Raw genomic sequence first — 25,169 nt, 5'->3', positions numbered from 1 at the left:
CAAAAAAAGTCGTCGGGTATTATATGGCAAGACGTTTTGCATCCCGCCTTTCATGACGACGACCTCCCCCGCCGACGCCCGCCTCGATTTGATGGGCGAGTGGCTTGGCACGCACGCGGCGCGCTATGCGCTCGACCTTGCCACGCTCGCACCCGCTTCCGCCGATGCAAGCTTCCGCCGCTATTTCCGGTTGGTATCGGCTGGCGATCACGGCGCGACGCTCATCGCCGTCGACGCCCCGCCGCCCGAGAAATGCCGCGAATTCGCCGAGATCGCGGGCCTGCTCGCGCAAGCGGGCGTGCACGTGCCGCGAGTGCTCGAATGCGATCTCGAGCGCGGCTTCATGTTGGTGACCGATCTCGGCACGCGGTCCTACATAGCTGCACTCGACGCGAACGATCCACAAAGCGCGCGGCCGCTCATGCGGGACGCGCTCGACGCGCTGATCCGCTGGCAGCTCGCGTCACGCGAAGGGGTGTTGCCCGTGTTCGACGAAGCGTTCATGCGCCGCGAAATGGAGCTCATGCCCGAGTGGTACATTGGCCGCCACCTGAACCGTGCCGTCGACGAGAAAACGCGCGCCGTGCTCGACCGCACCTACGCGCTCGTCATCGCGAGCGCACGCGCGCAGCCGCAGGTCTACATGCTGCGCGATTTCATGCCCCGCAACCTCATGATCCGCGAGCCGAACCCGGGCGTGCTCGACTTCCAGGATGCGGTGATGGGGCCGATCACTTACGACGTCGCTTCGCTCATGCGCGATGCCTTTCTGACCTGGGACGAGGAGTTCGAGCTCGATTGCTTCGTCTACTATTGGGAGCGCGCCAAAAAGGCGGGGCTTCCCGTGGACCCCGATTTTGGCGAGTTCTACAGGCAGATCGAGTGGATGGGCCTGCAGCGCCACATCAAGATCCTCGGACTCTTTTCGCGGCTCAATCACCGCGACGGCAAAGCGCGCTATCTCGCCGATCTGCCACGCTTCATCGGCTACGCGCGCAAAGTCAGCGAACGGTACCGGCCGCTCGCGCCGTTCGCGCAACTGATCGACGAACTGGACGGCCGCACCGCCGAAATCGGCTATACATTCTGAGCCTTTCGACGTTTCCAATAACTGGATAAACAGAACGACATGACGGCCAAGCCGACCAACGCGACACAACGAGCGGCGGCAGAAGCCGCGAACGCGGCGCCGATCAAGAAGGCGATGATTTTCGCGGCAGGCCGCGGCGAAAGAATGCGGCCGCTTACCGATACCTGCCCGAAGCCGTTGCTCGAGGTGGGCGGCAAGCCGCTCATCGTCTGGCAGATCGAGCGCCTCGCTCGCGCAGGCTTCACGACGATCGTCGTCAATCATGCATGGCTCGGCGAGCGGATCGAAGCGGCGCTTGGCGACGGCTCGCGCTGGGGCGTGCGCCTCGCCTACTCGGCGGAAACCGTCGCACTGGAAACGGCGGGTGGGATCGCTCAGGCGCTGCCGCTTCTCGAGGATGACGGCCGGCCTCAGATCTTCGTCGCGGTGAGCGGGGACATCTACTGCGATTTCGATTACGCCCGCTTACACGAGCCCGCCGGGCGACTCGCGCAATCGGCGCAACCGGGCATGCACCTCGTCATGGTCCCGAACCCGCCGTTTCATCCGACGGGCGACTTCGCGCTGATCGACGGTCAGCTTGCACTCGACGGCGCCCCGCGCTACACGTTCGGCAACATCGGACTCTACGACACACGGATGTTCCGCGGCCTCGGCCGCGGCGAGCGCTGCGCGTTGAAGCCGTACTACCGCGAAACCATCGGAGCCGGCCGCGCAAGCGGCGAGCTCTATGACGGACTCTGGGAAAACGTCGGGACTCCTCAGCAATTGCGCGAGCTCGACTCGACACTCAGCGTGCGGACCCGTTGACGATCGCCGGGTCGGCGAGCGGCGCCTCGCGCGCCGCCTGCTGCTGTTGCAGTGCCCACATCTGCGCAAAATGACCGCCCGCGCGCACGAGCTCGGCGTGCGTGCCGCGCTCGACGATGCGGCCGTGGTCCATCACGATGATCTGATGCGCGTGGACGACCGTCGAGAGTCGGTGCGCGATGACGAGCGTCGTGCGTCCGCGCGCGATCTGATCGAGTTCCGCCTGAATCGCGCGCTCCGAGCGGGAATCGAGCGCCGAGGTGGCTTCGTCGAAAACGAGGATCGGCGGGTCCTTGAGGAGCGTGCGCGCGATCGCCACGCGTTGCTTCTCGCCGCCCGACAGCTTGAGACCGCGCTCGCCGACGGGCGTGTCATAACCCTTCGGCAATCCCTCGATGAAGTCGTGAATATGCGCGGCGCGCGCGGCCGCGACGACTTCCTCGCGCGTGGCGCTCGGCCTGCCGTAAGCGATGTTGTAGTAGATCGTATCGTTGAACAGCACCGTGTCCTGCGGCACGATGCCGATCGCCGCCCGCAGCGTCTCCTGCTTCACGTCACGGATGTCCTGCCCGTCGATGCGGATTGCACCGCCCGACGTCCGGTCGAGATCGTAAAAGCGAAAAAGGAGCCTCGCGAGCGTCGATTTCCCGGAACCGCTTGCGCCGACGACGGCCGTCGTCGTGCCGGCGGCGATCGTGAAGCTCACGTCGTGAAGGATCTGCCGTGACGGCTCGTAGGCGAACGAGACGCGCTCGAACGAGAGCTCCGCCCCGCGTACGGCGAGCGACGCGGCGCCGGGCGCATCGGGTATCTCGCGGGCGGCGCCCAGCAGCGTGAACATCCGGTCCATATCGGTGAGCGCCTGCTTCAACTCGCGATAGACCACGCCGAGAAAGTTCAGCGGGATATAAAGCTGAAGCATGAACGTGTTGATGAGAACGAGGTCGCCGAGCGTGAGCCGTCCCGCCATCACGCCCGAGGTCGCGCGCCAGAGAATGAAGACGAGACCCGTGCCGATGATCGTCTGCTGCCCGAAGTTCAGCAGCGAAAGCGAGTTCTGCGATTTGATCGCCGCCGCGCGGTAGCGCTTGAGGTTTTCGTCGTAGCGCTTCGCCTCCCACTCCTCGTTCCCGAAATACTTGACGGTCTCGTAATTGAGCAGCGAATCGATGGCGCGCGAGTTCGCGCGCGAATCGAGTTCGTTCATCGTCCGGCGAAAGTGCGTCCGCCATTCCGTGACCTTCACCGTGAATGCGATGTAGACGACGAGCGCAATCAACGCGACCACGGCGTAGTAGGCCTCGTACTTGACGATGAAAAAGCCGAGCACGAGACCGACTTCGACGAGGGTCGGCAAGATGCTGTAGAGCGAATAAGAAATCAGTTGCTGAATGCCTCGCGTGCCACGTTCGATGTCGCGCGACATCCCGCCCGTCTGCCGCTCGAGATGAAAGCGCAACGAAAGCGAATGGAGGTGCCGGAAGACCTTCAGCGCGAGCTCGCGCACGGCGCTTTCCGTGACTTTCGAGAACAGAATCTCGCGCAGCTCGGTGAACGCCGACGTCGAAAGCCGCACGACCGCATAGGCGACGACGAGCAGCGCGATGCCGCCCGCGAGCACGATCGCCGGTTCGTGCTCGGCCCGGCCGAGCGCCGTCAGATGCCGCATCGACGCAAGACCATCGACGATGCGCTTCATGACGATCGGCACGCCGAGGTTCGCGACTTTCGCGCCGACCAGGCAGGTGAGCGCAAGCGCGACGCGCCGCTTGTAGGTGGCGAGGTAAGGCAGCAGCGAGCGAATCGTCTGCCAGTCGCGGCGCGGCGCGTCGGACGGCGGAGCGAGCTCGGTGGAAGCGGAAAAACGTCGCATGAAATCGGCGGCGACAGCCGCGGCAACAACTCTGCAAAATGTGGGGACTCGGGCTCGGCGTTGCCCGTACAATTCCAACGCCGCCACACCGCCCGTGCCGGTATTGTCGCAGAACCCGATCGGCGGCGTTTGCGCCCTTGCGGCGCGGATCGTTTTTACTTTTTCACAGTGCACCCATGACCTTTTCGCCCATGCTTCCGCAAAAATCCTGCGCCTTGCGCGTCATGCCCCAACCGTCGGACGCCAACGTCCACGGCGACGTATTCGGCGGCTGGATCATGGCGCAGGTCGACATTGCGGGATCGATCCCCGCGAGCCGCCGCGCCAACGGCCGCGTCGCGACGGTGGCCGTGAACTCGTTCGTTTTCAAGCAGCCGGTATTCGTCGGCGACCTGCTGAGCTTTTACGCCGAGATCGTCAAGACGGGCAACACCTCGATCACGGTGGACGTCGAGGTGTTCGCGCAGCGCATGAGCCTCTCCGAGGAAGTCGTGAAGGTGACGGAAGCCACGCTCACCTATGTCGCCACCGATCGCGATCGCCGTCCGCGCAAGCTGCCGGAACTCGGCTGAAGCACCGCCAGCGCCGCGCCTATGCGCCTATGCGTCGGCGTGTTCGGTCTTGCGCCCTCGGTCGCGCTCCAGAAGCTGGGGAATCGCATCCTGCGGCATCGGCCGCGCGAAGTAGTAGCCCTGCATTTCATGGCAGGCGCGCGCTTTCAGGAAGTCGAGTTGCGCGGCCGTCTCGACACCTTCCGCAATGACCTGCAGATCGAGCGAATGCGCGAGCGCGATGATGGCCGAGGTAATCGTCTCATCATCGCTGGAGTCGCCGATGTCCGAGACGAACGAGCGATCGATCTTGAGCCGGTCGACCGGAAAGCGCTTCAGATAGCTGAGGCTCGAATAGCCGGTCCCGAAATCGTCGATCGCGAGGCCGATACCGAGCGCGTGAAGCTCGTTGAGCATGATGACCGCTTCCTCGGCGTTGCGCATGATCGTGCTCTCAGTCAGCTCGAGCTCGAGGTAGCGCGGCTCCAGCCCGGTCTCCTCGAGGATCGACATGACGAGCTTGGCGATGTCGCGCTGCTGAAACTGGCGGGCCGACAGATTCACCGAGACGCGCGCGGGCGGCAGCCCTTCGTCCTGCCAGGCTTTGTTCTGGCGGCAGGCCTCGCGCAGCACCCACTCCGACAACGGGCCGATCAGGCCGCTTTCTTCGGCGACCGGAATGAACGCCGAGGGCGGCACGAGCCCCACTTCCGGGTCGTGCCAGCGCACGAGCGCCTCCATGCCGACGATGCGCCCGGTCCCGATGTCGACCTGCGGCTGATAGTGAAGCAGGAATTCGCCGTCGCGAAGCGCGCGGCGCAGGCGCCGCTCGAGATTCAGGCGCGCACCGACGCTCGTGTTCATCTCGGGCTGATAGAGCTGGAACGTGTTGCGCCCCATGTCCTTCGCGCGATACATGGCGAGGTCGGCCTTTTTCAGCAATGTTTCGACGTCCTCACCATCTTGCGGAAAGAGGCTCGCGCCCATGCTGCAGCCGACATAGAGCTCGGTGCCGTCGAGCATGACCGGCTCCGAGATCACCGCGCGAACGCGCTCCATCCACTTCACGAGCGCACCGTCGCCGACGAGCTCCGTCAGTACGATCACGAACTCGTCGCCGCCATGACGCGCGACGGTATCGCCGGCCTGAACCGTGCGCGCGAGCCGCTCGGCGACGACGCCGAGCAGGCGGTCGCCGACGCTATGGCCGAGACTGTCGTTGACGTTCTTGAAGCCGTCGAGATCGACGAACACGACCGCGAGTTCGATGCCGCGCGCCATTGATTGCTGCAGCCGCTCGCGCAGGAGGATGCGATTGGGCAGCCTCGTGAGACTGTCGTAGTTCGCCTGATATTCGAGTTGTTCCTGATAGCGGATCAGCTCGGTCACATCGTTGATGACGCCGATATGGTGCGTGATTCGGCCGTCCGTATCGGGCACGGGTGCGACGTAGAGCTGATTCCAGAACAGCGCGCCATCCTTGCGGTAATTGCGCAAAACCGCGCTGACCTCACGGTTCGCCGCGAGTCCTTCGCGAATGGCGACGAGCCCGTCCTGCTCACGATCGTCGCGCTGCAGGAGCCGGGAGTCGTGGCCGATGACCTCGGCCGGCTCGTATCCCGTGATGCGCTTGAAGGCGGGATTCGCGTACTCGATGACATGGCCGCCTTCGGCCGGCCCCGTGATGACGATCGCATTGACGCTCGCATCGAGCGCGCGGCTTTGCAGGCGCAGCGCCAGATCGGAGCGCTTGCGATCGGTCGTGTCCGTGTAGGAACCCAGCACGCCGATCACCGTGCCGTCGCCGTTCGTGAGCGGAATCTTGCTCGTGATGCCGGCGCGCAAGACGCCTTCCACCACAACTTCGAACTCGAGGTTCATCTTCGGCACGCCGGTCACGACGATTTCGCGATCGGCTCGCTGCAGCGAGTCAGCCATGCTTTTCCACGGCATGTCGTAGTCGGTCTTGCCGATCACTTGCTCGGGATAGGCGAGCCCCGCGTCGCGCGCGAACGCCATATTGCAGCCGAGATAGCGCGATTCGCGGTCCTTCCAGAAAATGCGCTGCGGGATGTTGTCGATGACGGTCTCGAGCATCTGGTTCGAGCGCTGGGCCTCGGCTTCGGCCTTGATCTGATCGGTCACGTCGTCGGCCAGCACGAACATCGCCGGACGGCCCATGAAGCTCAGCACGTGGTTCGAGATATCGGCCGAGAGCAGCGAGCCGTCGCGACGCCGATGGCGCCAAACCCCGGCCATGACACGGCCGCGGCGCGGCGTCGCGCTGGTGCGGCCCAGATACGAATCGAGCCGCGCGAGCTCGTCGGGCGGGTGAATCTCGCGGATCGTCATCGAAAGCAGCTCGCTTTCGCTGTAACCGTACTGCTCGACGGCGGCGTCGTTCGCCGCGAGAAAGCTCAGCGTTTCGCGGTCGTAGATCCACATCGGCACGGGATGGGCATCGAAAAGCTCGCGAAAGCGCTCGTCGCTGCGACGCATTACGCGCGCGACACGCAGCTTCGCGCGCGCGGCGCCCTCGCGCGCGCCAAAGGTGTAGATCAGCACGCCGCAGCCCGCGATCATCGTCACGAGCAGAAGCAGCATGGCAAAGCGCGTCGAACGCATCGAAGCGGCGACCGCGGCCGCGACGACGACGACGAGGTTGATCAGCAGCCGCTTCGAAAAGAAAGATGTCATTTATCGAACGTCGTTCGCACTGGGGACGACGCACCCATCCTGCGGGGCAGGCACCCCATTATTGAAGGAGTACGAAACAATACGGGTTTTTTGACGCGCCAACTCGTGGATAACGGCAACGCCGCGCAAAAGTTGAGCGTGTCGGCGCAAAAAAGCAAAACAACATGCTCAATTATTCGTATGACGAAATCACGAAACGAATCCGTACTCGATCGCTCGGCGAAATTCTCAACGATTGTTAAATTCAAGCCGCAAGCCCGAATTCCTTCATGGCCGGTATGAAGTCGTGATTGCCTTCCGGCTTGCGCGACAGCTTCGCCAGCACATAGCGCTTGAACGGCGCGAGCTGTGCCCAGCGGTCATTCGAGGGGACGGGGATCCCGGCGATGCCGCACTGATGGGTAACGCCTTCGGGCACGGTGTCGACCTTGCGCCATGCGGGGTCGGCGTCCGGCGTGAACCATTCCGGCTCGACATTCGCATGCGTGCGCATCATCTCGAAGAGCGCATGGTCGAAATTCGGCTCGATCGCCGTATCGTCGTCGACGGGAAAGCGCGCGAGCAGCACACGGTCCGGGTAGGGCAGCATCTGCCATTGCGCGAGCGAGATACGCAGCCCAAAGCGATCGAGGTTGAAGCGCACCGACATCGGCATGAATTTGAAGTCTTCTGACGACACCACTTCGAAATCGAACAAGAACGGCGCTTCGAGCAGTCCCATGACGATGTCCTCTCGGTCAACGAAGCCTTGTTTCGGCAGGCAGATATGGTCCGGTTCGGGTATTTTAGACTTTAACCGGCGCGTCAATGCGGCCAGCAAGGAGCGATCTTGAACGAACCATTGGATTACACCGAGCAATCGGGCGTCGTTGAGCAGCAAGTGCGCCGGCATCGCGCGGGCGCCGTCGAGACCGCCGCTGACCGGATCGGCCAGGAGTGGCCGGTCGCGCTCATTTTCAACGGCATCTCGCATGCCGTCATGATGTGTACGCCACGCGATCTCGAGGCGTTCGCGGTCGGCTTCGCAATTTCCGAAGGGATCGTCGAGCGCGGCAGCGACATCCATGACATCGAAGTGACGATGCACGGCGAAGAATTGCCGTTTCCACACGCTCAGGTCGAACTGACCGTCGTCCAGCAGGCGTTCGTCGCACTCAAGGAAAAGCGGCGCGCGCTCACCGGCCGCACCGGATGCGGGGTGTGCGGTATCGAGAGCATCGATTTGCTCGATCTCGCGCCCGAGCGCGTCCCTGATACGGGATTCCTGTCACGCCTCGCACCCGACGCGATCGCACATGCGGCGCGCGCGCTGCCCGAGCATCAGGCGCTCACGAAGCTCACGGGCGGCCTGCATGCCGCCGCATGGTGCGCGGCCGACGGGTCGATTCGGCGCGCCTTCGAGGACGTCGGCCGACACAACGCACTTGATAAGCTGATCGGCCAGCTCGTCCTCGATCGCACGGATACGACCGACGGCTTCGTCTTCCTTTCGAGCCGTGCGAGTTACGAGCTGGTACGCAAGGCGGCGCGCGTCGGCATCCCGATGGTCGCGACGATATCGGCGCCGTCGTCGCTGGCCGTCACGATCGCGCGTCAGGCAGGCATCCGGCTGCTGAGCTTTTGCCGCGAGGCCGGGTATGTCGACTACGAAACGGCATAGGGACCGCCGTGCCTCGAACGGAACGGCGCACCGCTGGGCCAGCGCGGCCCGCTAATCGAACTGGCGAAAGTCCGGCTTGCGCTTTTGAAGAAATGCCGTCATGGCTTCGCGTGCTTCGGGCGCGAGCAGCATCTTGCCGAAGTGCACGACTTCCTCCTTGATCCGCTGCGCGACTTCCTGGTCTCCCGCCTGCTTCATCAAGCGCTTCGTCACGCGCAGCGACGCGGCAGGCAACGTCGCCAGCTTGGCTGCCTGCGCGAGAGCAAACGCATCGACTTCGCCCGCAGGCAGCAGGCGGTTCACGATTCCCATCCGATGCGCCTCGCGTGCGTCGAACGCCTCACCCAGCAGCAACTTTTCCGCGGCGAGCTGGTAACCGGCCAGGCGCGGCAGCAACATGCTCGAAGCCGCCTCCGGACACAGCCCCAGCTGCGCGAACGGCAACGAGAACGTCGCCGAATCGGCCGCATAGACGAGGTCGCAATGAAGCAGCAGCGTCGTGCCGATCCCGACCGCGACGCCCGTTACCGATGCCACGACCGGCTTTGGCGCCGTGCTGATGCTGCGCAGAAACCGCAGAACCGGCGCGTCGTCGCCCATCGGCGGCGACTTCACGAAATCCTCGAGATCGTTGCCCGCGCTGAATGCGCCCCCAGCGCCGCGCATCACGATCGCACGCACGGCCGCATCGTCGCGGGCATCTTCGAGCGCTTCCGTCATCGCGGCATACATCGCCGACGTGATCGCATTCTTTTTATTCGGACGATTGAGGGTAATCGTCATCACGCCATCGGCGCGCTCCACCAGAATTTCGTCCGTCATTTGTCGACTCCAGAAAAAGCGATTGCTCGCGAAGCTGTCCGATCGTCGAGGAACGATCATTAGCCCGCGAGCCGGCACCGATATCCGCCGCGTCAGGCCGATCAAAGGCGCTCGATAATGCCGGCGGCACCCATGCCGGTACCGACGCACATCGTCACCATCCCGTACTTAAGATTGCGCCGACGCAGGCCATGCACGACCGTAGCCGCCCGAATCGCGCCGGTCGCGCCGAGCGGATGCCCCAGCGCGATGGCTCCGCCGATCGGATTGACCTTTGCGGGATCGAGCCCGAGCTCGCGAATGACGGCGAGCGACTGCGCCGCGAACGCTTCATTGAGCTCGATCCAGTCCAAATCGTCCTGCTTGAGGCCGGCGGCCTTCAGCGCCACGGGAATCGCTTCCTTCGGCCCGATGCCCATCACTTCGGGAGGCACGCCACGCACGGCGAAGCTCACGAAACGCGCCAGCGGCGTCAGGTTGAACTGCTTCAGGATCTTTTCGGAAACGACGATGAGCGCGCCCGCGCCGTCCGATGTCTGCGAGCTGTTACCGGCCGTCACCGAGCCCTTGCTCCTAAACACAGGCTTGAGCTTCGCGAGTCCTTCGATCGATGTATCAGGCCGAGGGCCCTCGTCGAGCGCGAGCTCGCGCGTGCTGACTTTGACCTCCCCCGAGGCCAGATCCGGAAATCGCTCGACGATCGCATAAGGCGCGATCTCATCCTTGAATTCGCCAGCCTTTTGCGCGGCGATCGCCTTTTCGTGTGAACTCAGCGAAAAGCGATCCTGGTCCTCGCGGCTCACCTTCCAGCACTCGGCGACGCGCTCGGCCGTCAGCCCCATGCCATAGGCGATGCCATAGTCTTCGTCGCGATCGAAGATATGCGGCGACATCGACGGCGTGTTGCCCATCATCGGCACCATGCTCATCGATTCGCACCCGCCCGCGATCATCGCGTCCGACTCGCCGACACGGATCCGGTCGGCCGCCATCGCGAGCGCAGTCAGGCCCGATGCGCAGAAACGATTGACCGTCACGCCGCCGACCGACCTCGGCAGGCCCGCGAGCAGCGCGCCCATGCGGGCGACGTTGAGCCCTTGCTCGGCCTCGGGAATCGCGCAGCCGACGATCGCGTCTTCGATGACGTTCGTATCCAGCGCCGGCACCTGCGCGACGGCCGATCTGATCGCATGGACCAGAAGCTCGTCCGGGCGCGTGTTCTTGAACGCCCCGCGCGGCGCCTTGCCGATCGGCGTGCGGCTTGCCGCGACGATGTATGCGTCTTGCAGCTGTTTGCTCATTTGCAGCTCCTCATTGCCACCGCGTTAGTTGCGCACCGGCTTGCCGGTCTGCAGCATGCCCATGATCCGCTCCTGCGTCTTTTGCGTGCCGAGCAGCTCGACGAACGCGCGGCGCTCGAGCGTGAGGAGCCACTCCTCGTCGACGAGGCTCCCCGCCTCCACGTTGCCGCCGCATATGACCTCGGCGATGCGCGAGGCGATCAGGTAGTCATGCGCGCTGATGAAGTTGCCGTCGCGCATGTTGACGAGCTGCGCCTTGATCGTCGCAATCGCCGAGCGGCCCGCGACGGGGATCTGCGAAGCCCGCAGCGGCGGCCGATAGCCGGCGGCCGCCAGTGCGCGCGCTTCCTTCTTCGCCGTATCGAGCAACTCGAAGACGTTGAAGACAATCGTGTCCGACGGCTTCAGATAGCCCATTGCGCGCGCTTCGAGCGCGGAGCCCGAGACCTTCGCCATCGCCGCGTTCTCGAACGACTTGCTGACGAACTTGAGCAGCTCGCCCTGCGGCGCGCCGACCGCGGCAGCCGTTTCCGCCGCGCGCAACACCGCCTCCTTGAGACCGCCGCCGGCTGGCAACAGCCCGACACCGACTTCCACGAGCCCAACGTAGCTCTCGAAATGCGCCACGCGCTTCGCGCTGTGGAGCATCAGCTCGCAACCGCCGCCGAGTGCGATGCCCGACACCGCCGTCACGACGGGCACGTTCGCGTATTTGACGCGCAGCATGCCCTGCTGGAACTTCTTCACGAACGGCTCGATGCCCTTCGCGCCGCCCATCATGAATGCGGGCATTGCCTCTTCGAGGTTCGCACCGGCCGAGAACGGTCCGCCGGGCGTGCCAAGCGTCAGCGAGGTCGGCTGCCAAATGACGACGGCGCGGTAGTCCTTCTCGGCGAGGTCGATAGCCTGCACGAGCCCGTCGATGACGCTCGGCCCCATCGTGTTCATCTTGCTCTTGAACGAAACGATGACGACGTCGTCTTCGCCGGCGCGATCGTCGACCCAAGCGCGCAGCGTCTCGCTTTCGAAGAGCGTCTTGCCCTGCTTTCTCGGATCGCGGCCGGTCTCGCCGACGAGCGGCGCGCGGAACATCTGCTTGTCATAGACGCCGAGCGTGGAACGCGGCACGAACGATTTCGCGGCCGGCGACCACGATCCCTCGTTCGTATGGACGCCGCCTTTCTCGGCGACGGGGCCGTCGAAGACCCACGAGGGCAGCGGCGCCTTCGCGAGCGCCTTGCCCGCGGCGATATCGTCCCGCACCCATTCGGCCACTTGCTTCCAGCCGGCGGCCTGCCATCCTTCGAACGGCCCGTCGCTCCAGCCGAAGCCCCATCGAATCGCGAGATCGACGTCACGCGCGTTGTCCGCGATCGATTCGAGATGAACGGCGATGTAGTGGAAAACATCGCGGAAAATGGCCCATAGAAATTGGGCCTGCGGGTGCTCCGATTCGCGCAGCAGCTTCAACCGCTCGGCCGGCGCACGCTTGAGGATGCGGCCGACGAGCTCGTCCGCCTTGGCACCGCTCTCGACGTACTCGCCCGTCTTCGGATCGAGTACCTTGATCGCCTTGCCTTCCTTCCGATAGAACCCGCTGCCGCTCTTCTGTCCGAGCACGCCCTTCTGGACGAGCGATGCCAGCACGGCAGGCGTCTCGTAGACGGGGAAGAACGGATCTTCGGGAAGATTGTCCTGCATCGTCTTGATGACGTGCACCAACGTATCGAGGCCGACGACGTCGGCGGTGCGGAACGTCGCCGACTTTGCGCGCCCGAGACGCGCACCCGTCAGGTCGTCGACCTCGTCGAAGCGAAGCCCGTATTTCGCGGCTTCCGCCATGACGGCGAGGATGGAAAAGACGCCGACGCGGTTCGCAATGAAATTCGGCGTGTCTTTCGCACGGACGACGCCCTTGCCGACGACGCTCGTGAGGAACGACTCCAGATCGTCGAGGATCTGCGCGCGCGTCGTCGCCGTCGGGATCAGCTCGACGAGATGCATATAGCGCGGCGGATTGAAGAAATGCACACCGCAAAAGCGCGACTTCAGCTCGTCCGAAAATCCTTCGGACAACTGAGTGATCGAGAGGCCCGACGTATTCGTCGCGAAAATCGCATGGGGCGCGAGATGGGGCGAGACCTTCTGGTAGAGATCGTGCTTCCAGTCCATGCGCTCGGCGATCGCTTCGATCACGAGGTCGCATTCGGCGAGCCGGGCAATATCGTCCTCGTAGTTCGCCGGTTCGATGTAGCGCGCATCGTCCTTGACGCCGAGCGGGGCCGGCGAGAGCTTCTTTAGATTGTCGATCGCCTTGAGGGCGATCGCGTTCTTCGGACCTTCCTTGGCCGGAAGGTCGAACAGCAGCACCGGCACCTTGGCGTTGATGAGGTGCGCGGCGATCTGCGCGCCCATTACGCCGGCGCCGAGCACGGCCACCTTGCGAATGATCAGGTTGCTCACGTGTCTCTCCAGTTAAAACAGCGCCTCGTCGATCTCCATCAGCGGCTTCGCCCCCGCGCGCGCCATGCGGATCGTCGCGGCCGTCTCGGGCAGGAGCCTCGCGAAGTAAAAGCGCGCGGTGGCGAGCTTCGACTTGTAGAACGGGTCGCCCGACGCCTCTTTGTCGAGCGCAATGCGTGCCATGCGGGCCCAGAAGTACGAGAAGACGAGATGGCCGACGGTGCGCAGATAGGGTACGGCGGCAGCGCCCACTTCGTCGGGGTTCTGCATCGCCTTCATGCCGATCTCCATCGTGAGCTTCTGCACCTTTTCGCCGATATCGGCGAGCGGGTTGACGAACTCCTGCATCTCGGGCTTAACGCCCTCCGCTTCGACGAACTCGGTAACGAGCTTGCCGAACTTCTTCAGCTTCGCGCCCATGTCGGCGAGCACCTTGCGGCCGAGCAGGTCGAGCGCCTGCACGGCATTCGTGCCCTCGTAGATCATGTTGATGCGTGCGTCGCGAACGTACTGCTCCATACCCCATTCGGCGATATAGCCGTGCCCGCCGAAGACCTGCAGAGCGTGATTGGTGCACTCGAACGCGTTGTCGCTGAGGAATGCCTTCAGCACCGGCGTGAGCAGCGCGACGAGATCGCTCGCGTCCTTGCGCACGGCCTCGTCGGCATGCGAGAGCTCGCGATCGATCTGCACCGCGGCCCAGTACGAAAACGCGCGCGCGCCTTCGGCGTAGGCCTTTTGCGTGAGCAGCATGCGGCGCACGTCGGGATGGACGATGATGGGATCGGCCGGCTTCTCCGGCGCCTTTGGGCCGGAGAGCGAGCGCATCTGCAAGCGCTCCTTCGCGTAGGCGAGCGAGTTCTGGTAAGCCACTTCCGTGAGGCCGAGCCCCTGCATCGCGACGCCGAGCCGCGCCGCGTTCATCATGACGAACATCGCCTGCAGGCCGCGGTTCGGCTCGCCGACGAGCCAGCCCTTCGCGTTGTCGAGGTTCATCACGCAGGTGGCGTTGCCATGAATACCCATCTTGTGCTCGATCGATCCGCACTTGATGGCATTGCGCTGACCTGGCTCACCGTCCGGCGTCGGAATGAACTTCGGCACGATGAAAAGCGAGATACCCTTCGTCCCCGGCGGCGCATCGGGCAGCCGCGCGAGAACGAGGTGCACGATGTTCTCCGCGAGGTCGTGCTCGCCGCTCGAGATGAAGATTTTCGTGCCCGACAGCGAGTAGGAGCCGTCTCCATACGACTCGGCCTTCGTGCGCAGCATGCCGAGGTCCGTGCCGCAATGCGGCTCCGTCAGGCACATCGTGCCCGTCCAAGTGCCGGCGACGAGCTTCGGCAGATAGACCTTCTGCTGCTCCGGCGTGCCGTGCGCGGTGAGGCACTCATAGGCGCCGTGCGAGAGCCCCGGATACATCGTCCAGGCCTGGTTCGCCGAATTCATCATCTCGAACAACGCATTGTTGACGAATTTCGGCAGCCCCTGCCCGCCATATTCGGGTTCGCAGGAGAGCGCGGGCCATCCCGCTTCGACGTACTGCCGGTAGGCGTCCTTGAAACCCGTGGGCGTTTTGACGATGCCGGCGCCCTCGTAGACGCACCCTTCCTGGTCGCCGCTCTGATTGAGCGGGAACAGCACCTCTTCGCAGAACTTGCCGGCCTCTCCGAGCACCTGATTGATCGTATCGGCGTCGAGTTCGGCGTGCCTCGGCATGCCCTTCAGTTCGGCTTCGACGTCGAGCAGCTCGTGCAGAACGAACTTCATGTCGCGCAGCGGCGCGGCGTATTGGCCCATGACTACCCTCCAAAGATTGCGGCGACAAGCTCGGCCGTCGATCGAGGCGGGCACTGGCACGCGCCCCGCTAACGGCTCTGGTAAGAAACGATCGTCTTTTCCAACGCGGCCCACGTGAGGCGCGCGGCATCGGGCAGATGCAGAAACCGCGCGTCGTGATGCAGACCGAGCGTGAAGCTATACAGTTCGAACAGCATCAGGTTCGGATCGGTATCCGCACGCAGATGCCCTTCTTCCACCGCCTGCGAAATCGCGCGCAAAAGCGCCGCGCGCCAGGTCGAAACGCTTGCGACGAGCTGCTCGCGCACCGGGTTGTCGCCGCGATCGTCGTACTCGACGGCGCCGCTGATATAGATGCATCCCGTCATCACTTCCTGGACGCGCTTATCCATCCAGCGCGACAGCATCGCCTTCAAGCGCGGCAGACCGCGCGGCTCGCGCAGGCTCGGGTAAAACACCTCTTCCTCGAACCGGCGGTGGTACTCGCGCACCACTTCCACCTGCAGATCCTCGCGCGAGCCGAAATGCGCAAACACGCCGCTTTTGCTCATCTGCATGCGCTCGGCCAGAAGACCGATCGTCAGACCTTCGAGCCCGTCGCGGCTCGCCAGGTCCAGCGCTGCATCGAGGATCGCGGCGCGCGTCTGTTCACCTTTTCGCATGGCCTCGTACCGTTCTTTTCGTGATCGAACCAAAAAAAATAGAACGGCCGTACTATTATTGAGTGCGGCCGTCGTCGAAACAAGGACTTTATTAGAACGCCGTATCTAACTGGGGGCCTTATTCTTGCCTCATTTGCCGAGGGCGGGAAAGAGGGCTTTCGCGAATTGCGATCGCGAGCGCCGCCGTTGCCCTCCCGTTACCGCGCCATGACGGCGCCGTTACGTTATGCCCCTCGATCCCATCAATCGTATCCCCCGACGGTGATGAGTTTCATGACGGCCCGGTACGCGACGTAGGCGGCGCCGTTGATCGCTCGCTCGAAAAAGGGCCGTGCGGCGTACCGATCGGCATCGATCGGCCGCGCCTCGTCGAAGGCGGCGACCATCGCCTCACGCAGCAGCGCGATTTCCGGATGCTCGACGAGCACGACGTTGGCCTCGTTGTTGAGCACGAGACTGAGCGCATCGAGATTGGACGAGCCGACCGTCGCCCAGTTGGAGTCGACCACGGCCACCTTGCCATGGAGCATCGTCTTTTCATACTCGGCTATCCGCACGCCGGCTTTCAGCAGCGTCCGGTACAGGTAGCGGACCGCGTAGTCGAGCAGCACGAACTCTTTGCGCCCGACGACGAGCCGCACGTCGACGCCGCGGCGCGCCGCGCTCGCGAGGGCCCGGCGGATCTTGCGTCCAGGCATGAAGTAGGGATTCGCGACGAGGATTTCGCGTCGAGCCCGGCCGATGGCAACGAGATAAGCCTTCTCGATCGCCCGCCGGTTCACGAGGTTGTCGCGTGCGACGAAGGCGACGGCCGGCGAGCCGAGCGGAATCGAAGCGCCTCGCCGGCCGCGCGCCCAGGCCGGCAGCCAGGCGCCTGCTCGCAGCGCTTCCAGCGGATGCGGGCGATGGCCGCTCTCGATGCGCCGCCATTGGATGTCGAACGCCGCGCTCACCTGCGCGACGACAGGTCCCTCCAGCTCGACGGCGAAGTCCCAGCGCGGAAACGGCAGGCTTACGCCGTTCGAGTCATAGTCGTCGACGATGTTGATGCCGCCGCAAAAGGCAAAACGCTCGTCGACGACGGCGATCTTGCGGTGGGTGCGCGAAAAGCCGAAACGGCCGAAGAGATGCGGATTGTAGACGCGATGCGCGACGCCGGCGGCGAGCCATTCATCGAAAAACGGCAGGCGCCCCGTGCCGATACCGTCGGTGATGATACGCACCCGCACGCCCCGCTTTGCCGCGCGGATCAGCGCGGTCGAGACGGGCTGCCCGGCCGCGTCGTCGCAGAAGATATAGGTTTCGAGCACCACGCTCACCTGCGCCGCATCAATGCGAGCGATCAGCGCCGCGAAGTAGTCGGCGCCCGTGCTCAGGAGACGAACGCCGTTGCCCGCGGTGAACGCAAGCCGCACGAGGCCTCGGCGCGAGAGCAGGCCCGCGCCGAATCGCGCCAGCCGGCGCGTGCGGCGCCGGCTCATTCGTCCCGTGCACGCGCGCGGCGCGGCAGTTCGAGGATCGCGTCGCGGTTCGACGAGGAGAAGCAGCGTGCCGCCGCTTCGGCATAGGGCAGCCACAAATAGGCGGTGTGCTCGCGCGGCGCCAGTGTCACCGCGATCCGGTAGGGCACCTCGAGCCCGAACCAATGCTCGACGTTGCGGGTGATGCCCTCGGCGTATCGATGCCGCCAGACGGGATAGATTTCGTACTCGATCTGGTGATGCCAGTCGATCAGTGCATCGGCCGGCACTTGGTCACCGCCGATCTCGATCCCCGTCTCCTCCGCGACTTCGCGCACTGCTGTCTGTATGAGCGGTTCATCGAGATGGTCTTTCGAGCCGGTCACCGATTGCCAGAACCCCGGGCGATCGGCGCGCTCCATGATCAGCACGTCGAGCTCGGGCGTGTAGATGACGACGAGGACGGACTCCGGAATCTTTGGCGGCTTTTGCATGGTTTTTCAATCGTAGCCCGCGAGAAGAAAAAAGGCGCCGACGCGCCTTTTCTCTTCCAACAAAACAGCGAGGCCCTCTCAGACCTTCGATTGTTCCGGCTGACGCAAGCGGATATGCAGCTCGCGCAACTGGCGCTCATCGACAGCGCTCGGCGCCTGCGTCAGCAGATCCTGCGCGCGCTGCGTCTTCGGGAAGGCGATGACGTCGCGGATCGAATCGGCGCCGGCCATCATCGTCACGATGCGGTCGAGACCGAACGCAATGCCGCCGTGCGGCGGCGCGCCGTACTGCAACGCGTCGAGCAGGAAGCCGAACTTCGCCCGCGCCTCCTCCGGCCCGATCTTCAGTGCACGGAACACCTTGCTTTGAACGTCCTCGCGGTAGATCCGCACCGAGCCGCCGCCGATTTCCCATCCGTTCAGCACCATATCGTAGGCCTTGGCCAGGCATCGGCCAGGGTCACTCTCGAGATACTCGAGATGCTCGTCCTTCGGGCTCGTGAACGGGTGATGCGCGGCGACGTAGCGTGCTTCTTCTTCGTCGTACTCGAACATCGGAAAATCGATGACCCAGAGCGGCTTCCAACCCTGCTCGACGAGGCCGTTCGCCTTGCCGAACTCCGAGTGGCCAATCTTCAGACGCAGCGCGCCGAGGCTGTCGTTGACGACCTTCGCGCGATCCGCGGCGAAGAAGACAATGTCGCCATCCCGCGCACCCGTGCGTTCGAGGATCGCGGCGATCGCGGCATCGTGCAGGTTCTTGACGATCGGGCTCTGCAAGCCGTCGCGCCCCTTTGCCGCATCGTTGACCTTGATCCAGGCGAGGCCCTTCGCACCGTAGATGCGCACGAACTCGGTATAACCGTCGATGTCGCCGCGCGTGAGCTCACCGCCCTTCGGCACGCGCAATGCGGCGACTCGCCCATCCTTGCTGTTGGCCGGCGTGCTGAATACCTTGAACTCGACGTCCTTCATCGCATCCGTGAGCTCGGTGAACTCGAGCTTCACGCGCAGATCGGGCTTGTCCGAGCCGAACCGCGCCATGGCCTCGGCGTACTGCATGACGGGGAACGGATCGTCGAGCGCGACGTCGATCGTTTCCTTGAACACGTGGCGAATCATCTTCTCGAACAGGTCGCGGATGTCCTGTTCGGAAAGGAACGAGGTCTCGCAGTCGATCTGCGTGAACTCGGGCTGGCGGTCGGCGCGCAGGTCCTCGTCACGGAAGCACTTCACGATCTGATAGTAGCGATCGAAGTTCGCGACCATCAGAAGCTGCTTGAAGAGCTGCGGCGATTGCGGGAGCGCGAAGAACTGCCCCGCGTTGACGCGCGACGGCACGAGATAGTCGCGCGCGCCTTCAGGCGTGCTCTTCGTGAGCATCGGCGTTTCGATGTCGATGAAGCCTTGCGCGTCGAGGTACTTGCGGACCTCCATGGCCACCCGGTAGCGCAGACGCAGATTCTCCTGCATCTGCGGACGGCGCAGATCGAGCACACGGTGGGTCAGGCGCGTCGTTTCGGAGAGATTGTCGTCGTCGAGCTGGAACGGCGGCGTGACCGATGGGTTCAACACCGTCAGCTCATGGCAAAGCACCTCGATCTTGCCGCTCTTCAAGCCCGTGTTGACCGTGCCCTCGGGGCGGTTGCGCACGACACCGACGATGCGCACGCAAAACTCGTTGCGCACGCCCTCGGCCGCCTTGAACATCTCGGGGCGATCCGGGTCGCAGACGACCTGAACGAGCCCCTCGCGATCGCGCAGGTCGATGAAAATGACGCCGCCATGGTCGCGCCGGCGATGCACCCATCCGCACAGCGCGACGGATTGGCCCAGCAGGTGTTCGGTCACCAGACCGCAGTATTCAGATCTCATCGACATGGTGTTCGTCTTTCGTTTGCATGAATGAGCGGGACGCGCCACGCGGCGCGCTTCGCATTAAAGGGGCGGCTCGACCGGACGTCGTATCGGCGCAACCGGCGTCGGCGCGGCCGGGGCGACGACGCCCATCGAGACGATGTACTTCAGGGCCGCATCGACGCTCATGTCGAGCTCGACGACCTCGCTTCTCGGCACCATCAGGAAAAAGCCCGACGTCGGATTCGGCGTGGTCGGGACATAAACGCTCACATGCTCTTCCTGCAAATGATTGACGACGTCGCCGCCGGGCGCGCCGGTCAGAAAGGCAATCGTGTATGAGCCGCGCCGCGGATACTCGATCAGGAGCGCCTTGCGAAACGCGTTGCCGCTGCTCGAAAGCAGCGTGTCGGAAACCTGCTTCACGCTCGTGTAAAGGGGCCCGACGACCGGGATGTGGCGGACGATCGCATCCCACCAGGTGACGAGTTTCTGACCGACCAGGTTCTGAGTGAAGAGACCGACGACGAAGATGAATGCGATCGTCAGCAGCGCACCGATGCCCGGCAGATGGAAGCCGAAAAGCTTCTCCGGTTGCCACGAGGATGGCAGGAGTAGCAGCGTCTGGTCCATCGTGCCGATGATGAGCCCGAGCACCCAGAGCGTGACGGCCAAGGGCACGATAACGAGCAGACCGGTAAGGAACACGGATTTGAGCGTCGTCTTCTTCATGAGTACCGCCAGAAATTTTTAGAGCCCCCGCGCTCACTTCGTTCCGTGCCCCCGAGGGACTTCGGCTGCCTTGGCGCGAAACCGGCGCCACGAACGTTCCCCGGGGGGCAAGCCCCCTCCGGGAGGGTAGTCGTGCGCCACGGAAAAGAGTCGGCGCAGGGTGCGAGCCGCTTACTGCAGGTCGAGCGGCAGCGACTGGCGACGGCGCCCGGACGGTGCGCTCGCCGGCGTTCCGGCCACGCCTTCCGCCCGAACCGTGTCACGCGTCCGACGTGCTCGATGCAGCGGCCGTCGAGCTCGCCGTACTCGTGGGCGCGCCCGTCGCCGCACCGGCATTCGTCGCGCCGGCATTCGTCGCGCCGGCATTCGACTCGCCGGCATTCGACTCGCCGGAATTCGACCCGCCGGCTTCCTGCTTGCCGCTGTCGGCGCCCTTGGCGCCGTTCGCGCCCTTTCCGCCGCTCGAGCCACCGCGGAAATCGGTGACATACCAGCCGGAGCCCTTCAATTGAAAGCCGGCCGCCGTCAACTGCTTGCGGAATGTTTCACTGTGGCATTCGGGACACTGCGTGAGTGGCGCATCGCTGATCTTCTGCAGGACGTCTTTCTCGAAGCCGCACGATTCGCAACGATAAGCGTAGATCGGCATGATTCTCTTCCCGTCAATTCCGACGAAAACGGTTCAAAGCTTGCAAAACGTTGAATTATAGCCGTAATCGGCTGACGCCCCGATGTCGGGCCGCGGCCGAAAGGCGCTAGTGAGATGGGGGCGGCGATTCGGAACTTCAAGCCCCATATGCCACCACGAGCCAGAAGCGCGCGACGACGGCCCCGACGCCGACCGCCACGCCGAACAGAAGCAGCGCCTGGAGCAGCCGATTCGTGCGCCGTTGCTCGACGAGCAGCATCTCCATGACGGCGTCGTTCGGCGAACGCGAGCCCTCGCGCACGTCGGCGAGCACGTTGTGCACAAGCCGCGGCAGCTGCGGCAGCGTCTTGCTCCATTGCGGCGCCTCGATCTTGAGCCGCTCATACCAGCCGCGTAAGCCGACCTGCTCGTTCATCCAGCGCTCGAGATACGGCTTCGCGGTCTTCCAGAGATCCAGCTCCGGGTCGAGCGAACGGCCGAGACCTTCGACGTTGAGCATGGTCTTCTGCAGCAGGACGAGTTGCGGCTGGATTTCGACATTGAACCGCCGCGAGGTCGAGAAAAGCCGCATCAGCACCTGGCCGAGCGAGATGTCCTTCAGGGCCCGGTCGAAGTAGGGTTCGCAAACGGCACGAATCGCGCTTTCGAGTTCCTCGACGCGCGTCGTGGGCGGCACCCAGCCCGACTCGAGGTGAAGCGTCGCGACGCGGTGGTAATCGCGTTTGAAAAATGCGAGAAAGTTCTGCGCGAGGTAATTTTTGTCGAAGTCCGAAAGCGCGCCGATGATGCCGAAATCGAGCGCGATATAGCGGCCGAAATGCGCGGGATCGAGGCTCACCTGGATGTTGCCCGGGTGCATATCGGCATGAAAAAAGCCGTCGCGGAAAACCTGCGTGAAAAAAATCTCGACGCCTTCGCGCGCGAGCTTCGGTATGTCGACCCCCGCCTCCCGCAGCGTCTCGATCTGGCTGATGGGCACACCGACCATACGCTCCATGACGAGCACGCTCGGCGTGCAGAACTCCCAGTACATCTCGGGAACGAGCAGCAGATCGAGTCCGGCGAAGTTGCGGCGCAGCTGGCTGCCGTTGGCCGCCTCGCGCATGAGGTCGAGCTCGTCGTGCAGATACTTGTCGAATTCGGCGACGACTTCGCGCGGCTTCAAGCGCTTGCCGTCGGCCCAAAGGCGCTCGGCCCAGACGGCGAGATCGCGCAAGAGCGCGAGGTCCGAGTCGATGACGGGCAGCATGTTGGGCCGCAGCACCTTCACGGCCACGGGCTTGCCGGCGTGTTGCCCCGATTTCACTCTGGCGAAATGCACCTGGGCGATGGAAGCACTCGCCACGGGAATTCGCTCGAAATCGTCGAAGAGAACGTCGACGCTCGCGCCGAGCGATTTTTCGATGATCCCGATCGCCACGTTGGAATCGAATGGAGGCACCTGATCCTGCAGCTTCGCGAGCTCCACGGCAACTTCGGTCGAAAGCAGGTCGCGCCGCGTCGAGAGCACCTGGCCGAACTTGACGAAGATCGGGCCTAGGCTTTCGAGGGCAAGCCGCAGCCGCACGGCCGGCGGCGACCTGAAGCGGCGGCCGATCGTGCCGATGCGAAGCAGGAATCGCACGCGGCGATCTTTGATGCGCGCGAGCATCATCTCGTCGAGGCCGAAACGGATGACGGTGAAGACGATCTTGATAAAGCGCAGAAGACGCATGGAGGAAAAATCCCGGGGCCGACGTCTAGCGCACGCCGCGCATGGGTACGCTGACCGCTCGCCCGCCGCGCTCGATGCGTTCGATGCGCTTTTCAAGCCGCGCGAGCGCGTCGCGTGCGCGTGCAAGCTCCGCATTGAAAAGATCGAGCGATGCACCCCGGACGAGCTGCGGATTTTCATCGAGCAGATACTCGGCAACCGAATCGCGCAAATTGCGGCCCGCGCGCGCCGCCTGCTCGCCGGCCATTCGCACGAGCGTGGCGACTCGATACGCCGGTGCATCGCCGATCACCTTGGCGAGGTCTTCTTCTGGCTCCCAGCGCAAGTGCTCGGCCAGCTTGCCGAGGAGCGTCGCGAACTCGGCGTCGCCCTCGATCTTCACATGCTTCATAACCGCGGCCTGGCCGCCTTGCACGAAGGCGGGCAAGGCGTCAGCCGGGACGGCGATCGCCACGTCGACCTGCGGCGCCTCCGTCTCGTCGATACCGTTTAGATAGCCGTCGGGTTGGACGACGAACGTCACGGCGACGGACGAGAAGGCGAGCCGGGCCGTCTTGCCCGCATAGGGCGCCAGGCGCTCGCGCGCCCAGGCTTCGCGAGCGAGCAGGTGATTGACAGCGGCGGCAATCGGTTTGGCGGCGAGGATCATCGGGCTCGAAAATGAAAAGCCCGCGCGAGCGAGGTGGCCTACGCGGGCCTCTATTGTAGCGTCCGATCGACCGCCGGCCGCCGACGACATGCCCCGGCGGTCGACGCAACGACGCTGACGGGACGACGCCGCGCTGGTAACCGGCGCGCGGTGCGACAGGCAGCATCGATCAGCAACGGGCGCGCTTACTGAGGCGCACTCGTGGTCAACGGGTTGACTGACCACGAAGCCGGCGCGGGCGGCAATGGCGGACCGCCCAGTTTGATTGTGATGTTCCCATGCATGTCGGAATCTTGATTGAGGCAATTGGCTCGCTCCCAACTCGCCTTGTCGGAACTTTCACAGATCGCCGACTTGAAAAGCGTGCCGTCCGTGCAGAGATCGGACGCGCCCGGCGCGACCGGTTCTACGGGTTCTATTTCGACTTTGGTTCGAAACCAACGAATTTCTGCATCAAACCGATTGGTCAAACGCATGCGGCATTGCCACCGAAAGTTGTCCTCTTGCCGGGACGCTGTGACGAGCCAGCGCAACTCCTTGGTTTCGTAAAAACAACTATCTTCCGAAAGAAGTTCATAGTACCTGTATTTTTCGTTCCATCCCCGTTCCAAGGTAAACTTTTCTTTCCCCGCGACGGGTTTCGCACAGGAGGCGAACTCTTGCGTCATTTCAAATCGAGGATTGTTTGCGCCATAATTATCGACCTCAATTATGTTAAAACGCCGCACCGGATCGGCATTGGCATGTGGCGAGACACTTATTGCAGAAATCGCTAACGCAAACAGGACGAATATCCTCATGGGAGCAGGTCTGGCGAATTGAACACGCTCTAATGAGGCGCGGACTGTTGGATCCCGGCAAGCAGCCAGCCCTCTCCTGCGCGCGCCGACTTGGTCAAATTCCACACCTCCGAAAACGGCTCGGCCGGCGCGCCAGCCGATTCGCGAATCAGCCCGCTGAAGCGAACGCTCGCGAGATACTCGGGGCCGCGGTCTTCGACGCCGAGCAGTTCGGCGTTCAACTGGACGACGTCGGTCCGATTCGTTTCGCGGCCGCGCGCGTCGATGTCACGTTTCAGCTCGCTGAACATTTCGGGCGTCGTGAGGTCGCGGATCTCGGCGACATTGCCCGCGTCCCAAGCCGCCTGTAAGCGCGCAAAGTTGAGCTTGGCGTGATGCAGAAACGTCCCCTCGTCGAAGCCAGCGGGCAGCGTCGCGGCCGTGCCTGCGGACTGTCCCGCGCCCGACCACGCGGCGCCGCCGGCGCGGCGGCCGAACGCGTCATCGCTGCCGGCCTGCATGCGGTTTTCTCCGAATGGCCGCGAACCGAACGGCGTCGCACCCGTCGCCGCGCCGGCGGCGCCGTATGCGGGCGACGGCGCGCGTCGGCCACGCGACACGAGCTTGCGCACGAGCCAGATGCCGATCATTGCAAGCAGCGCAATGACGATGATGTTCGCCATCGCCCCGGCGAACGCGGAGCCGAGGCCGAAATGCGACAAGAGCGCCGCGATGCCGAGACCCGCCGCGAGCCCGGCGATCGGCCCGAGCCAGCGCGAACGCGGAGAAGCGGCGGGCGCGGGTTGCGGCGATGGGGACTGTTGCGCGCGCTGCGCCTGAGACGGTTGTGCCGATTGCTGCATCGGTTGTTGCTGGGCCGGATTACGAGGCGACGACGGCGCATTCTGCGAGGGCTGCAGCATCTGCGCCTGGCGCCCGACGCTCCGGCCGCCACCGAGCCGCTTCGCGTGCGCATCGAGCGACGCGATCGTGCTCGCGGCGATTACGGCGACCACGACCGCCGATCCGATTCGCTTCCCCAAAGTCTTGGAAAGCTTGTTGAAAGCACAGGAATGCGAACCGGTCATCTCAAAATCCTCCGTTAA

The 25,169-nt window shown here is 64.0% G+C and carries 21 protein-coding genes; 4 read left to right on the top strand and 17 right to left on the bottom strand.

The genetic code is table 11. From position 1 onward, the window contains the following. The first annotated feature begins 52 nt into the window (after nt 1–52). Both AB4Y31_RS11585 and murU read left to right on the top strand, forming a co-directional pair. The gene (locus AB4Y31_RS11585) at nt 53–1,090 is read left to right on the top strand and encodes an aminoglycoside phosphotransferase family protein (protein ID WP_368674032.1); all 1,038 of its coding nucleotides are present in this window, start codon (nt 53–55) and stop codon (nt 1,088–1,090) included. Nucleotides 1,091–1,204: 114 nt separating this feature from the next. After that, nucleotides 1,205–1,900, top strand: coding sequence for an N-acetylmuramate alpha-1-phosphate uridylyltransferase MurU (murU, locus tag AB4Y31_RS11580; RefSeq protein WP_368674489.1), 696 nt, complete (start codon nt 1,205–1,207; stop codon nt 1,898–1,900). Here the strand turns inward: murU and AB4Y31_RS11575 are convergent. Further along, nucleotides 1,881–3,773 carry an ABC transporter ATP-binding protein/permease gene (locus AB4Y31_RS11575; protein WP_368674031.1) on the bottom strand — a complete coding sequence of 631 codons (1,893 nt, stop codon included), beginning with the start codon at nt 3,771–3,773 and terminating at the stop codon, nt 1,881–1,883. The two genes, murU and AB4Y31_RS11575, sit on opposite strands and share 20 nt — an antisense overlap. Before the next feature lie 176 nt (nt 3,774–3,949). Here AB4Y31_RS11575 and AB4Y31_RS11570 point away from each other — a divergent pair, with 176 nt between their 5' ends. Then, nucleotides 3,950–4,345: an acyl-CoA thioesterase gene (locus AB4Y31_RS11570; protein ID WP_020566544.1), complete on the top strand. Its 396-nt coding sequence runs from the start codon at nt 3,950–3,952 to the stop codon at nt 4,343–4,345. Nucleotides 4,346–4,372: 27 nt separating this feature from the next. Here the strand turns inward: AB4Y31_RS11570 and AB4Y31_RS11565 are convergent, their stop codons facing one another. Both AB4Y31_RS11565 and AB4Y31_RS11560 read right to left on the bottom strand, forming a co-directional pair. Then, nucleotides 4,373–7,021 (bottom strand): EAL domain-containing protein, encoded by a 2,649-nt coding sequence (locus AB4Y31_RS11565; protein ID WP_368674030.1) that lies wholly within the window; start codon nt 7,019–7,021, stop codon nt 4,373–4,375. 244 nt (nt 7,022–7,265) lie between these two features. Further along, nucleotides 7,266–7,742, bottom strand: a complete 477-nt coding sequence (locus AB4Y31_RS11560) for a nitrate reductase associated protein (RefSeq protein ID WP_368674029.1) — start codon at nt 7,740–7,742, stop codon at nt 7,266–7,268. Nucleotides 7,743–7,850: 108 nt separating this feature from the next. Here AB4Y31_RS11560 and fdhD point away from each other — a divergent pair, with 108 nt between their 5' ends. Next, nucleotides 7,851–8,681: a formate dehydrogenase accessory sulfurtransferase FdhD gene (gene fdhD / locus AB4Y31_RS11555; protein WP_368674028.1), complete on the top strand. Its 831-nt coding sequence runs from the start codon at nt 7,851–7,853 to the stop codon at nt 8,679–8,681. Nucleotides 8,682–8,732: 51 nt separating this feature from the next. On the opposite strand, the gene AB4Y31_RS11550 is transcribed toward fdhD, so the two are convergent. From AB4Y31_RS11550 to AB4Y31_RS11485, 14 genes are all read right to left on the bottom strand, one after another. Continuing rightward, nucleotides 8,733–9,503: an enoyl-CoA hydratase gene (locus AB4Y31_RS11550; protein ID WP_368674027.1), complete on the bottom strand. Its 771-nt coding sequence runs from the start codon at nt 9,501–9,503 to the stop codon at nt 8,733–8,735. A 101-nt stretch (nt 9,504–9,604) separates the two neighbouring features. Beyond that, nucleotides 9,605–10,804 (bottom strand): acetyl-CoA C-acyltransferase, encoded by a 1,200-nt coding sequence (locus AB4Y31_RS11545; RefSeq protein WP_368674026.1) that lies wholly within the window; start codon nt 10,802–10,804, stop codon nt 9,605–9,607. A 24-nt stretch (nt 10,805–10,828) separates the two neighbouring features. Continuing rightward, nucleotides 10,829–13,267, bottom strand: coding sequence for a 3-hydroxyacyl-CoA dehydrogenase/enoyl-CoA hydratase family protein (locus tag AB4Y31_RS11540; protein WP_368674025.1), 2,439 nt, complete (start codon nt 13,265–13,267; stop codon nt 10,829–10,831). 12 nt (nt 13,268–13,279) lie between these two features. Then, nucleotides 13,280–15,067, bottom strand: coding sequence for an acyl-CoA dehydrogenase C-terminal domain-containing protein (locus tag AB4Y31_RS11535; protein ID WP_368674024.1), 1,788 nt, complete (start codon nt 15,065–15,067; stop codon nt 13,280–13,282). A 68-nt stretch (nt 15,068–15,135) separates the two neighbouring features. Next, nucleotides 15,136–15,729 carry a TetR/AcrR family transcriptional regulator gene (locus AB4Y31_RS11530; protein WP_018443713.1) on the bottom strand — a complete coding sequence of 198 codons (594 nt, stop codon included), beginning with the start codon at nt 15,727–15,729 and terminating at the stop codon, nt 15,136–15,138. Nucleotides 15,730–15,971: 242 nt separating this feature from the next. Continuing rightward, a complete protein-coding gene (gene clsB, locus AB4Y31_RS11525; protein WP_368674023.1) occupies nt 15,972–17,210 on the bottom strand; it encodes a cardiolipin synthase ClsB in 1,239 nt (412 codons plus the stop codon). Continuing rightward, entirely contained in the window at nt 17,207–17,683 is a 477-nt protein-coding gene (gene nudB, locus AB4Y31_RS11520) for a dihydroneopterin triphosphate diphosphatase (RefSeq protein WP_368674022.1), read from the bottom strand. The genes clsB and nudB overlap by 4 nt, the downstream gene beginning before the upstream one ends. A 78-nt stretch (nt 17,684–17,761) precedes the next feature. After that, a complete protein-coding gene (gene aspS, locus AB4Y31_RS11515) occupies nt 17,762–19,564 on the bottom strand; it encodes an aspartate--tRNA ligase (RefSeq protein WP_368674021.1) in 1,803 nt (600 codons plus the stop codon). Nucleotides 19,565–19,621: 57 nt separating this feature from the next. After that, entirely contained in the window at nt 19,622–20,272 is a 651-nt protein-coding gene (locus AB4Y31_RS11510; protein WP_018443709.1) for a DUF502 domain-containing protein, read from the bottom strand. 259 nt (nt 20,273–20,531) lie between these two features. Continuing rightward, nucleotides 20,532–20,921: an FmdB family zinc ribbon protein gene (locus tag AB4Y31_RS11505; protein ID WP_368674020.1), complete on the bottom strand. Its 390-nt coding sequence runs from the start codon at nt 20,919–20,921 to the stop codon at nt 20,532–20,534. Nucleotides 20,922–21,057: 136 nt separating this feature from the next. Next, nucleotides 21,058–22,635, bottom strand: coding sequence for a ubiquinone biosynthesis regulatory protein kinase UbiB (gene ubiB, locus AB4Y31_RS11500; RefSeq protein ID WP_368674019.1), 1,578 nt, complete (start codon nt 22,633–22,635; stop codon nt 21,058–21,060). Nucleotides 22,636–22,660: 25 nt separating this feature from the next. Further along, nucleotides 22,661–23,284: an SCP2 domain-containing protein gene (locus tag AB4Y31_RS11495; protein ID WP_368674018.1), complete on the bottom strand. Its 624-nt coding sequence runs from the start codon at nt 23,282–23,284 to the stop codon at nt 22,661–22,663. A 185-nt stretch (nt 23,285–23,469) separates the two neighbouring features. Continuing rightward, nucleotides 23,470–24,084, bottom strand: a complete 615-nt coding sequence (locus AB4Y31_RS11490) for a hypothetical protein (RefSeq protein ID WP_368674017.1) — start codon at nt 24,082–24,084, stop codon at nt 23,470–23,472. Between the two features lie 29 nt (nt 24,085–24,113). Then, the gene (locus AB4Y31_RS11485) at nt 24,114–25,151 is read right to left on the bottom strand and encodes a TIM44-like domain-containing protein (protein WP_368674016.1); all 1,038 of its coding nucleotides are present in this window, start codon (nt 25,149–25,151) and stop codon (nt 24,114–24,116) included. Between the last annotated feature and the right edge of the window lie 18 nt (nt 25,152–25,169).

The organism is Trinickia sp. EG282A, from assembly GCF_040965455.1.
Classification (GTDB): domain Bacteria; phylum Pseudomonadota; class Gammaproteobacteria; order Burkholderiales; family Burkholderiaceae; genus Trinickia; species Trinickia symbiotica.
This window is presented reverse-complemented; position numbering and strand designations above follow the sequence as displayed.